This window comes from Pseudomonas artemisiae (genome assembly GCF_057128685.1).
Genome location: NZ_JBSKHS010000003.1, coordinates 357726 through 368422 on the forward strand (window position 1 = coordinate 357726; position 10697 = coordinate 368422).

12 protein-coding genes and 1 tRNA gene are annotated in these 10697 nt (G+C 60.1%); 7 read left to right on the plus strand and 6 right to left on the minus strand.

Translation table 11 applies throughout. The annotated features are described in order from the left end of the window. From ihfA to ACWKV4_RS06115, 4 genes are all read left to right on the plus strand, one after another. Complete coding sequence (gene ihfA / locus ACWKV4_RS06100; protein WP_002553164.1) at positions 1–303, plus strand: integration host factor subunit alpha; 303 nt, start codon at positions 1–3, stop codon at positions 301–303. Next, positions 284–640: a MerR family transcriptional regulator gene (locus ACWKV4_RS06105; protein ID WP_168080663.1), complete on the plus strand. Its 357-nt coding sequence runs from the start codon at positions 284–286 to the stop codon at positions 638–640. The genes ihfA and ACWKV4_RS06105 overlap by 20 nt, the downstream gene beginning before the upstream one ends. A gap of 98 nt (positions 641–738) precedes the next feature. Beyond that, positions 739–815: transfer RNA gene (locus tag ACWKV4_RS06110), tRNA-Pro, on the plus strand. A gap of 575 nt (positions 816–1390) precedes the next feature. Continuing rightward, positions 1391–2719 carry a DUF3100 domain-containing protein gene (locus ACWKV4_RS06115; protein WP_483830583.1) on the plus strand — a complete coding sequence of 443 codons (1329 nt, stop codon included), beginning with the start codon at positions 1391–1393 and terminating at the stop codon, positions 2717–2719. Between the two features lie 201 nt (positions 2720–2920). Here ACWKV4_RS06115 and ACWKV4_RS06120 read toward each other — a convergent pair whose 3' ends face one another. The 3 genes from ACWKV4_RS06120 to ACWKV4_RS06130 are packed head-to-tail and all read right to left on the minus strand — an operon-like array spanning position 2921 to position 6492. Further along, complete coding sequence (locus ACWKV4_RS06120; protein ID WP_483830582.1) at positions 2921–4075, minus strand: M20 aminoacylase family protein; 1155 nt, start codon at positions 4073–4075, stop codon at positions 2921–2923. A 5-nt stretch (positions 4076–4080) separates the two neighbouring features. Beyond that, a complete protein-coding gene (locus ACWKV4_RS06125) occupies positions 4081–5598 on the minus strand; it encodes an aldehyde dehydrogenase family protein (RefSeq protein WP_483830581.1) in 1518 nt (505 codons plus the stop codon). A 3-nt stretch (positions 5599–5601) separates the two neighbouring features. Then, positions 5602–6492 carry an NAD(P)-dependent oxidoreductase gene (locus ACWKV4_RS06130; RefSeq protein WP_483830580.1) on the minus strand — a complete coding sequence of 297 codons (891 nt, stop codon included), beginning with the start codon at positions 6490–6492 and terminating at the stop codon, positions 5602–5604. Positions 6493–6569: 77 nt separating this feature from the next. Here ACWKV4_RS06130 and ACWKV4_RS06135 point away from each other — a divergent pair, with 77 nt between their 5' ends. After that, the gene (locus tag ACWKV4_RS06135) at positions 6570–6695 is read left to right on the plus strand and encodes a hypothetical protein (protein ID WP_483830579.1); all 126 of its coding nucleotides are present in this window, start codon (positions 6570–6572) and stop codon (positions 6693–6695) included. Between the two features lie 46 nt (positions 6696–6741). Further along, positions 6742–7647, plus strand: a complete 906-nt coding sequence (locus tag ACWKV4_RS06140; RefSeq protein WP_483830578.1) for a LysR family transcriptional regulator — start codon at positions 6742–6744, stop codon at positions 7645–7647. Here the strand turns inward: ACWKV4_RS06140 and ACWKV4_RS06145 are convergent. Continuing rightward, positions 7637–8578 (minus strand): LysR family transcriptional regulator, encoded by a 942-nt coding sequence (locus ACWKV4_RS06145; RefSeq protein WP_483830577.1) that lies wholly within the window; start codon positions 8576–8578, stop codon positions 7637–7639. The genes ACWKV4_RS06140 and ACWKV4_RS06145 overlap by 11 nt on opposite strands. Positions 8579–8690: 112 nt before the next feature. Here ACWKV4_RS06145 and ACWKV4_RS06150 point away from each other — a divergent pair, with 112 nt between their 5' ends. Next, a complete protein-coding gene (locus ACWKV4_RS06150) occupies positions 8691–9092 on the plus strand; it encodes a RidA family protein (protein WP_483830576.1) in 402 nt (133 codons plus the stop codon). 194 nt (positions 9093–9286) lie between these two features. Here ACWKV4_RS06150 and ACWKV4_RS06155 read toward each other — a convergent pair whose 3' ends face one another. Then, a complete protein-coding gene (locus ACWKV4_RS06155) occupies positions 9287–9622 on the minus strand; it encodes a hypothetical protein (protein ID WP_483830575.1) in 336 nt (111 codons plus the stop codon). A 123-nt stretch (positions 9623–9745) separates the two neighbouring features. Next, positions 9746–10417, minus strand: coding sequence for an SOS response-associated peptidase (locus ACWKV4_RS06160; RefSeq protein ID WP_483830574.1), 672 nt, complete (start codon positions 10415–10417; stop codon positions 9746–9748). Positions 10418–10697 lie beyond the last annotated feature (280 nt).

The following is a 10697-nucleotide window of genomic DNA, read 5'->3' on the forward strand; positions in this document are numbered from 1 at the left end:
ATGGGGGCTCTGACGAAAGCTGAGATGGCAGAACGTCTGTATGAGGAGCTGGGCCTGAATAAGCGCGAAGCCAAGGAATTGGTAGAGCTCTTCTTCGAGGAAATCCGGCATGCGCTCGAAGACAACGAACAGGTCAAGTTATCCGGGTTCGGCAATTTCGACCTCCGAGACAAGCGCCAGCGGCCGGGCCGCAACCCGAAAACGGGTGAAGAGATCCCGATCACCGCGCGCCGCGTCGTCACCTTTCGTCCAGGGCAGAAGTTGAAAGCCCGAGTGGAAGCCTATGCTGGAACCAAGTCATAACGACGAGCTCCCGCCTATCCCAGGCAAACGCTACTTCACCATTGGTGAAGTCAGCGACTTGTGTGCGGTAAAGCCGCACGTACTTCGCTACTGGGAGCAGGAATTTCCTCAACTCAACCCCGTGAAGCGTCGCGGCAACCGCCGGTATTATCAGCGCCAGGATGTGCTGATGATCCGGCAGATTCGCGCTTTGCTCTACGACCAAGGCTTTACCATCGGCGGCGCGCGTTTGCGCCTGTCCGGCGACGAAGCCAAGGACGACACTACCCAGTACAAGCAGCTCATTCGCCAGATGATCAGCGAACTGGAAGACGTGTTGCACGTGCTCAAGAAGTAAGCAAAAAAAAGCGGAGAAAAAGCTTCCATAATTCAAAAGGTTAAGGTATCTTTCTCTCCGTTCTCGCTGCTAACGAGAGCAGGTTTAAAACGCCTAGTCGGGGCGTAGCGCAGCCCGGTAGCGCACTTGCATGGGGTGCAAGGGGTCGAGTGTTCGAATCACTCCGTCCCGACCATTTATTTCAATGACTTAGCCCAACCCTTACAGGTTGGGCTTTTTCATTCGCGTCAATTTTGTACCTTCACCTAGCGAAGCTGAAGCCCCTATTTTACGGATAATGGCAAATTGCCGAGCCATAGCCTATATGGGGTATTGGTATAGGGCATTGCCCTACGGGAACGCCGGTTAAAACCGCCCGGGTATGAACCTCTGTGTTACCGAAAAGACGTAACCGATGAAGAGATCGCGCGTTATCGAAGCCAGTTGAGTAACTAATCCCTAGGCATTGATAACTCCTCCAGGCCCTCAAATCTCCATCCCTAGCGTTCACCCCAGCGCAACGATAAACAAAATCCGTGATATTGGTTGGTTACCAGGGCAGAGGCATACTCGGGCTAGACGGTGACCTCACCGCTAAGCGCAATACGCGCAAACGCGTTACTGCTCTCGCTGCGCCAAAACAAGAAATCGCCTTGCGCTTGGTCATCGACCGATGGCTGTTGAATCTGCCCTGGGTGTCCTCGACACCCCCTGAAAACACAACAACTCTTGATTCGGCCGCCATGGCCATCAGCAGGCCAGGGGAACCACATGCAATCTATTCAAGCCGCGACACTCGGTGATAACCGGGCGGTGTCAGCCACGGCCAAGCTGTATGTCTGGGCCGCCGTTATCCTGGTATGCGCCGAAATAATCGGGTCGATCAGCATCCCTGTTGGCCCCGGCAAGGTCGTACTCCTGCCTATGGTCTGGGCGCTGCTGCTCGGCGCAGGGGTGGGGATCGCCAGCCAGCACTTGCCGGGCACCATGGGTATCGACACCCAGACGCAACTTCGCTCGGCGTCTATCTTGCAACCGGCGCTGCTGATCTTCATCGCCAAGCTGGGCCTGGTGGTAGGCAGCTCGCTGCCGGTGGTGTTCGCCTCCGGGTGGGCGCTGGTGTTTCAGGAGTTCGGCCACTTCGTAGGTACAGTGATGCTCGGCTTGCCGGTTGCCTTGCTGCTGGGAATCAAGCGCGAAGCCGTAGGGGCCACGTTCTCTGTAGGGCGTGAACCAAGCCTGGCCATCATCGGCGAGCGTTATGGGATGGATTCGCCCGAGGGGCGGGGCGTATTGGCGGAGTACCTGACGGGCACACTGTTCGGCGCGTTGTTCATCGCCATTGTGGCAGGCTTTGTGTCCAGCCTTGGCATCTTTCACCCCAATTCCCTGGCAATGGGCTCGGGCATTGGCTCTGGAAGCATGATGGCCGCGGCGGCGGGTGCGATCGCTGCCCAGCAAACCCCTGAGGTGGCCAAGGAGGTGATGACGCTGGCGGCGGCCTCGAACCTGATCACGACCACCCTGGGTACCTACTTTACGCTATTCATTTCGCTCCCTTTGGCAGTGTGGGGCTACCGGGTACTGGAGCCGATGATCGGCCGCGCCACCAAGGCCTCAACCGCGCAAGACGGGCCTCGGCCTGATGAAGTTTCGCTGGAGACCGTGGAGTTGGGCTGGCCGGGTAAGGTCAGCGCCTGGTTTGCCGCCGGTGCCCTTGCCTTGCTTGCGAACTATGTAGGGTACAAGACCCTATCAGCGGATGCCTTTGCCGGCGTGGCCTGTATGGTGGTCGCAGCCTTCGTAGGCGAAGCGGTATGCGCGCTACTGCGCCGGAAAATCCCCGCGGTTTGTGTAGTGTCGTTGGTGGCAATGTTTATGACCTCGCCGCTGTGCCCCTGGGCCGCGGAGATCATTCGTTTGACCGGGTCGGTCAACATGCTTGCGGTGATTACCCCGATGTTGACGTTCGCGGGGCTGTCCATCGCCAAGGACATCCCTGCGTTTCGCCGGTTGGGCTGGAGGATCGTATTAGTCTCCTTCCTGGCCAATCTCGGTACCTTCCTGGGCGCGGTGCTGATTGCGGAGTTCTTTCACTAGCGCGGTATCTACGGCAACTCCTATGTTTGTAGGAGCCGCCCCCACCAAGGGCCGGCATGTTCGCGCCTTGCGTGGTAAAGCTCGGAAATGCAAACTCGTGAAGAGACGGCTTAAGCAACCAATATGACGCACCCTTTGCCAGCTTGCTGGCTCCCACAGCAAGTGAAACGTCATGACGTTTAAGGGCGCGCGCTGGGTTCGCTAAACCGGTAAGGCCTGTTCTACCAACTTGGCCCAAAGCTTCACCCCTGGCTCGATCACCTGATCGTTGAAGTCGTAGTAGGGGTTATGCAGGGCGGCGGAGGGGGTTTCTCCGTCTACGCCCAGCCACACATAGGCGCCGGGGCGAGCCTTGAGCATAAAGGCGAAGTCTTCCGAGGCCATGGACGGGTTACACCCCCATTGCACGTTTTCTTCGCCGACGGCAGCGACCGCGGCGCTACGCACCTTGGCCGCGGCGTTAGGGTCATTTTCAGTGACAGGATAGCCCACGGTATAGATCAGCTCGCCCTTGACGCCGAAGGCCAGAGGCATCTGCTTGACGAATTCACTGATCAGCTGCTGCACCTTGTCCCGCACCGGCGATTGCAGGCAGCGCACCGTGCCTTTGAGCGAAGCAGATTCGGGAATAACGTTGATTGCCTCACCGGCGTTGAATTGCGTAATGCTGACCACCGCAGAGTCCAGTGGCGACAGGCGCCGAGAAACGATGGTCTGCAGGCCGAGCACCACCTCACAGGCCGCGACTATAGGGTCGGCGCCTTTGTCCGGCATGGCCGCGTGGCAGCCCCTGCCGGTTAGCCTGATCTCAAAGGTATCGAGCGAAGCCATCATCGGCCCTGGGTTGATCACTACCCGCCCAGCGGGAACCCCAGGCCAGTTGTGTAGCCCGTAGATAGCGTCCATGGGAAAGCGTTCGAACAGGCCATCCTCGATCATTTTCTTCGCACCCGCCAGGTTTTCCTCGGCGGGCTGGAAGATAAAGTAAACCGTACCGGCAAAGTGGCGGGTTGCGCTCAGGTGCCGGGCGGTTGCCAGCAAAATGGCGGTATGGCCGTCATGGCCGCACGCATGCATACATCCACCGTGGGTGGATTTGTGCGCGGGCTCACCCAGTTCCTGAATGGGCAGCGCGTCCATGTCGGCCCGCAGCCCAATTGAAGGGCCAACGCCCTGCTTCAAAGTGCCCACCACTCCCGTGCCGCCCAGGCCACGGTGCACGTCGAGGCCAAAGCTCTCCAGCAGTTGCGCAACCTGCTGGGACGTTTGGTGCTCGTTGTAGCCCAGCTCAGGCTTTGCGTGAAAGCCTTGGCGCCAGGTACGGGCATCATCGATCAATGCTTTAGAAATGGTCATCGTGGTTACTCCAGGCTTGCGCCATAGCCAAAGCTTGCAGCCGGTTGCGCGGCGGTTTCCACCCACACGCTTTTGACTTCGCTGTACTCGCGCAGCGCGTCCAGGCCAGAGGAACGACCGTAGCCGCTTTCACCGTAGCCACCGAAGGGCGAGCTTACATGGATGGTCTTGTAGCCATTGACCCAGAATGTACCGGCACGCACCTGTTTGGCAACGCGGTGGGCACGGCCGACATCCCGCGTCCATACAGCGCCGGCCAAGCCGAAGCGGCTATCATTGGCGATACGGATAGCGTCGGCCTCGTCTTTGAACGGAATCGCCACCACCACCGGGCCGAAGATTTCTTCTTGAGCGCAGTACATGGCGTTGTTACCCGCCAGTACGGTGGGGTTGACGTAGTAGCCTGGGGCGTCTGGCACGGGAACGCTGTGCGCGCCCACCAGTTGCGCGCCTTCAGCCAAAGCGCCCTCGACCATCGTTTTAACGTGAGCGTACTGCTTGGGGTTGTTGATCGGGCCAATTTGGGTGTCGGGGTCGAGCGGGTCGCCGACCTTGAACTGCTTGGCCGCGCTGGCCAAAGCCTGGGTGAATTTTTCGAAAATCGATTCCTGCACCAGCAACCGGGAGCCGGACACGCAGCTTTGCCCCGCACCGGAGAAAATGGCCGCCTGGGCGCCACGCAGGGCGACGTCCAGGTCGGCGTCGTCAAACACGATGTTGGCCGACTTGCCACCCAGCTCCAACACCGCGGGAATGCAACGCTGGGCCGCCGCAATAGCGATATGGCGGCCAGTCGCGGGGGAGCCCACGAACACCACTTTGCGGATGTTGGATGTACTGATGAAGTGCTGGCCAATGGTGTGGCCATAGCCTGCGATCACGTTGACCAGGCCTTTGGGCGCGCCCGCGCGCTCGATCAGCACGGCTACGGCCAGGGAGGTCAATGGGGTCAACTCCGAGGGCTTCAAGATTACGGCGTTGCCCGCTGCCATGGCCGGGGCCACCTGCCAGCCGCAGGTGAAGATAGGTGCGTTCCAGGGGGTGATCTGAAGTACCGTGCCGAGAGGTTCATAAGTGACGTAGTTCAAGTGACTGGTGGGTACGGGGATGACCTCGCCGTGTAGCTTGTCGGCCCAGCCAGCGTAGTACTCGAACATCTCGGCGACCTTGGCCACATCCACGCGAGCATCGCGAATTGGCTTGTTGGCGGTCAGCGACTCGATCTGAGCCAGCGTTTCGGCATGGCTGCGCACCTCGGTACCGACCTGCCACAACACGCGGCCACGGGCCTGGGCGGTCAAGGCCCACCACTGGCATTGCGCATGCCGCGCGGCGGTGTCGGCCTTGGCCACCAGGGCGTCATCGGCGTCGGCGTAGGTCATGAGTACCGAGCCATCGTGGGCGTTGCGAACCTCGATCGGTGCGCCATGGCCTGGGGTGAATTCACCGCCCACATAGCTACCGACCACACTGGCGTCACCCCAGAATGGGCGCATCAGGTTCAGAATAGATTGAGTGCTCATGGATTATTCTCCAGTGCCGTAGAGGTGGGCATCGGTGCGTTGAACGATGGCGCAGAAGTCCTCGGTGTCGGCCAACGTTTCGGCACTGGCGCTCCAGAGCTCGGCAACGGCGCGGGACAGCGGAAGGTCTACCACCAGGGACTCGGCCAAGTCGCTGGCAAGGCCCACGTCCTTGCGCATCAGCCCCATGGTGAAGCCTGAGTTGTACGCCTTGTTCAGCACCCAGGTGGGGAACATGACTTGGGTGGCGCCGCTACGGCCCGATCCAGCGTTCAGGCCTTGGAGCAATTTTTCTGGGTCGACGCCGGCCTTGGCGGCCATGCTCACGGCTTCGGCGGTGCTGATCAAATGGCAGGCGGCGAGCATGTTGTTGGCGATTTTCGCAACGTTGCCAGCCCCCACACCCCCAACGTGGGTGCGCACGCCACTCATGCCTTCGAGCACCGGCAGTACACGTGCCAGGTCAGCATCCTCCGCGCCTATCACCATGGACATGGTGCCGGACGCCGCGCCTTTAGGCCCACCGGAGACTGGTGCATCGACAAACGCGATGCCCTTGGTGGCCAGCTCACCGGCGACCTTGCGGCTGGCCTCTGGGGTAGAGGTAGTGGTGTCGACCACGATAAGGCCCTGGTTACCCAGCGCCATTACGCCTTGTTCCCCAAGGCACACGGCTTCGACGTGCTGGGCCTTGGGCAATGACAATATCAGCACGTGGGATTGCCGGATCAGCGCGGCCCGGTCCGTGACCGGTTTTATACCCTTTGCCCGAGCCGCCGCCAGAGCGGTATCGGACAGATCGAAACCACTCACATCGAAACCCTTGCTGGCCAGGGTAGCAGCCATACCGCCGCCCATATTACCCAACCCGATGACGCCTACTTTAATGCCCATGCCGGTACCTGTTTAACGGTGTATACGCTGGAAAACGGTGCTGCCTGCCACGCTGGTGTTAGCCAGGGGTGGGGCGCGTGGAGATGCAACTGGATGGCGGGGTGTTCCGTGTTCAAGTGCCGCCCCTGGGGCGCAAGGGCCGGGGTGCCTGGATCACCTTGAGTGGAAGCAGTATGGACATCCCTGAGACCAAGCAGCAATAATCCAAAAATTGGTATTTTGTTGCGCTTACCGCAACGCTGGGGAGCCATGAGCCTCGTTCAAGATCGGCGAATCCTGTATTTTTTCGAAGCCGTCAGGCTGGGCAGCGTGCGTGCCGCCGCCGACTCGCTGAACGTGGCGCCTTCGGCTGTGAGCCGTCACATCGCGCAGTTGGAACAGGAACTGAACGCCCCCCTGATGGAACGCCACCGACGCGGCGTACGGCCTACCGAGGCAGGGGGCCGGGTACTGGATTACTATCGTCAACGGCTCGCCCAGCAGGAGGTGTTGCTCGATTCCCTCCAGGCCCTTCGCGGGCTGCAATCGGGCAGCATCGTGCTGGCGGTGGGGGAAGGCTTTATCGATGGGCTGGCCGGGCCGCTGTCGGAGTTCTCCGGGCGTTATCCAAAGATCGATTTGCAGATCAGCGTATGCGCCAGCAACGAGGTGATTCGCCAAGTGATGGAGGATGAGTCGCACATCGGCCTGGTATTCAACCCAGCCAATGATCTGAAGATACGTGCCCATGTTCGTCGCAAACAGCCGGTCAGGCTTATCGTCAGCCCTGAACACGCCCTGGCCGCGGCTAAAAAGCCCGTGCCCCTCGCGGGCCTGGATCAATACAGGCTGGCCGTGCCAAGCGTGTCCTATGGCATTCGGCAGATCCTCGCCCTGGCCGAGCATCAACTGGGCATTACCCTGACCCCCACCATGACCTGCGGCAGCATTGCGATGCTCAAGCGCTATGCCATGCAAGGTGGGGTAACGCTTTTACCGCAATTCGTGGTCGAGGAAGAGATTCAGGCCGGCCGCCTGGTTGCACTGGCGCTTGAGCACGAAAGCTTTAGTAGCCCCGAAGCGCAGCTCATCACTCGGCTGGGGCGTCAGCTTAGTGTAGGGGCCAGCCGGTTGCTGACCCTGTTGCTTTCAGACATGAACGCATTCAGGCAGTGATCTCTCGCCCAGGGGGCAGGGTGACGTTCGGAGCCTGCTCGGCCATCAGGGCCATCACCCAGTCCATAAACACCCTGAGCTTGCGGCTAACGTGTCGATTTGGCGCATAGGCCAGGTACAGGGGCATGGGGGTGGTGTTCCATTGCTCGAATAAGGGCGCCAGCTCACCACGGGTCACCAGAGCACACGCCATATAGCGCGGTAGCCATAGAACCCCCAGGCCCGCCTGGCCTGCAGCCAGGTAGGCATTGCCGTCGTCTACGGTGAGCATGTGCCTGGCATGAACCTCCAACCGCTCGCCTGCGTAGTTGATCACGTAAGACAGCGCCTTGCCGGTGCGCGCCCAGCGATAACCCACTACATGGTGCGTGTCACCGGTGAGGTCATGGGGATGCGCGGGCACGCCATGCCGAGCCAGGTAGCTGGGGGCGGCGTAAACCCCCAAGGGCAGGTCGGCGATATGGCGAGCGATCAGCGAGGTATCTAGGATTTCACCACCGCGAATCACGCAATCTACGTTTTCGTCGATCAGGTCTACCTGGCGGTCGCTGACCCCAAGGTCGAGTTGAATATCAGGGTAGAGGGCCTGAAACGCCGGTAGCGCTGGGATCAACAGCAACCGTGCGAAAGGGCTGGGCACGTCCACCCTCAATCGCCCGCGCGGCGCGGTAGCGGCGCTGGAGAGCGCGGTTTCGGTGTCTTCCAGCGCAGCCAACAGGTATTGCACGCGCTCATAGTAGATCGCGCCGTCAGCGGTCACTTTTACCCGGCGCGTGGTGCGGTTGAGCAGCTTGACCCTTAACCGTGCTTCCAATTGCTGAATCAACTGGCTGACCGTGGTTTTGCTCATGTGCAGGGTATGGGCGGCTTGGGTAAAGCTGCCTGTTTCAACCACTCGGGCAAAGGCTTGCATGGCATCGAACCTGTCCATGGCGCTCCTTATTGTTTGGAAATCACGAACAATCCTGGCCAGCATTGCGTGTTTATCGCGCAGTGGCAACCGCCCTAGAGTGGCAAGGTACCTTCCTGCCTTGGAGCTTTACATGAATAAGCGTGATGTCGTCTTCCCCGCGGGCCGCCAACCCCTGTATGAGCGCAACCACTATTCGGCTGCTGTACGTGCCGGTGGCTTGCTGTTCGTCTCAGGCCAGGTAGGTAGCCGCGAGGATGGTTCGCCCGAGCCCGACCTGCATGCCCAGGTCCACCGAGCGTTTGAAAACCTCAGCGCCGTGCTGGCGGCAGCGGGTTGCACCTTCGATGACGTTCAGGATGTGACCGTTTTTATGGTGGACCCGCAAGCCATCTTCGAGCGGGTATGGGACGTGGTGCCGCAGTATTGGGGCCAGGCGCCTTACCCTACGCTGACCGCTGTCGGAGTGACCTGGCTGTATGGCTTTGACGTGGAAATCAAGGTTGTGGCCAAACTCCCCGAGCCGCTGGATTGACGCCTTGGCGGGCTACAGCCTGCGATTGTCTAGCGACCTGGGGGCCCTCTCGGATAATGGGCCGTCTTGCCACCTTCCGGCTCAAACACGCAAGGCGCGACCCAGGGTTAAAATGCGTCCCCGGCCAGCGTTCAAAGGTGTCGCGTCCGCCAATCGGCCTGGTGACTGGCGGCACAAGCGCGCGCGATCAGGTGCTAGTACTGGCTTGCACAACGGTCGCTCAAATACTGCCGATAGCTGGCCGGGGACGTGTCCACCACTGACGTACGAAAGTGCGCCACGCCTTCATCAAAGGTCAGGTCTTCACCCCGACTGTGGCGAAGTTCGCTGGCCGAGCGCTCGCCCAGCTTTTGATACTGGTCGGCTTGTGCCTTTAGCCCCAGGGCTTGCGCGGAGACATAACAACCGGTTAATACCGCAAGCTGCTGGGTCAACCCCGAGGCAGGCGCTGCCTCAGCGCCCAAGGTTTTACCACAGGCGAGCGCGAGTGGCAGCGATAGCATAAGAAACAGACGGCGGGGCGAGTGCATCGAGGTGGCCCTTCGAAAGTGGATGCACTTGTATCTGCCGTTGCCAGCTTTTGTTTAGGCAAACCCCTGAACCGGCAGCGCCCTGGGAGACCAACGGGCGCCAATGGGCTTGGCGGTCAAGCCTCACCACCCTGGCCCGCGATCCAATGGCAGCAACAGTTGTTGCCCTTGGTTTCGAACGTTACCCACCGCCCGGTCCACTTTGTACCACTCGAACGCTTCGGTCTCGGTGCCCAGGTCCCGCGCGATGGTTTCGGCCGTGGGCAAAGGGGTAGCCGGGTCCATCCACTCCTTGGCACGTTCGGGTATTAGCACAATGGGGCGGCGATCATGGATGTCGACCATGCCACCGAGGGCGTCGGCGGTCAGGATTACAAAGCCTTCGTCTTCACGGCCAATGCCTGCAAAAAACATGGGCTCGCCGCTTTTCAGGTGGATGAAATAAGGCTGTTTATGCTTAGGGTCCGCCGGGTCCGCTACCCATTCATACCAGCCCGCCGCCGGTACCAGTAACCGATGGGGCCAGGCTTCACGGAAAAATTTACTGGATGATACGGTTTCAACTCGGGCATTGATGGCTGGCGGGCGCTTGCCCTGGGCCCAGAAAGGTTGCCAACCCCATTTGAGGGAAGAGATCAGCAGGCCTTCGCTGCTGCCGTGTAGCACATGGACCTTGCTGGTGGGCGCCACGTTGTAGCGCTCAAGGGGAATGCCGTCATAGCCGCCCACAGGAGTGCTGCCGAGCCAGTCGACGTAATCTGCCAGGCTTCTGTCTTGTACAAACCTTCCACACACTGCTGCCACCTATTGATTGCGCCTGTACATTTATTGACCTTGTTCAGTGGCAATGGTTGAACCTAAGTGCAGTCCGTGAAGGTGAAGACCGTCGTGGCGGGTGGGGCAGGTTGTACAGGGGCTGAATCCGCCACTTTCTACAATCCTAAAATGACAAAAGGGCACCCTGAGGCGCCCTTTTCTCATTGAATCACCTGCCGATGTTACTGAAGCAATTTCAGTACAGAGGAAGGGATCTGGTTGGCCTGGGACAGGATCGCGGTGGAAGCCTGTTGCAGGG

Excerpts from the sequence above, each read along its gene's own strand:
- ACWKV4_RS06125 (WP_483830581.1), bottom strand. The coding sequence starts at position 5,598 with ATGAGCACTCAATCTATTCTGAACCTGATGCGCCCATTCTGGGGTGAC.
- ACWKV4_RS06115 (WP_483830583.1), top strand. The coding sequence starts at position 1,391 with ATGCAATCTATTCAAGCCGCGACACTCGGTGATAACCGGGCGGTGTCA.
- ACWKV4_RS06120 (WP_483830582.1), bottom strand. The coding sequence starts at position 4,075 with ATGACCATTTCTAAAGCATTGATCGATGATGCCCGTACCTGGCGCCAA.
- ACWKV4_RS06140 (WP_483830578.1), top strand. The coding sequence starts at position 6,742 with ATGAGCCTCGTTCAAGATCGGCGAATCCTGTATTTTTTCGAAGCCGTC.
- ACWKV4_RS06150 (WP_483830576.1), top strand. The coding sequence starts at position 8,691 with ATGAATAAGCGTGATGTCGTCTTCCCCGCGGGCCGCCAACCCCTGTAT.
- ACWKV4_RS06130 (WP_483830580.1), bottom strand. The coding sequence starts at position 6,492 with ATGGGCATTAAAGTAGGCGTCATCGGGTTGGGTAATATGGGCGGCGGT.
- ACWKV4_RS06145 (WP_483830577.1), bottom strand. The coding sequence starts at position 8,578 with ATGGACAGGTTCGATGCCATGCAAGCCTTTGCCCGAGTGGTTGAAACA.
- ACWKV4_RS06155 (WP_483830575.1), bottom strand. The coding sequence starts at position 9,622 with ATGCACTCGCCCCGCCGTCTGTTTCTTATGCTATCGCTGCCACTCGCG.
- ihfA (WP_002553164.1), top strand. The coding sequence starts at position 1 with ATGGGGGCTCTGACGAAAGCTGAGATGGCAGAACGTCTGTATGAGGAG.
- ACWKV4_RS06105 (WP_168080663.1), top strand. The coding sequence starts at position 284 with ATGCTGGAACCAAGTCATAACGACGAGCTCCCGCCTATCCCAGGCAAA.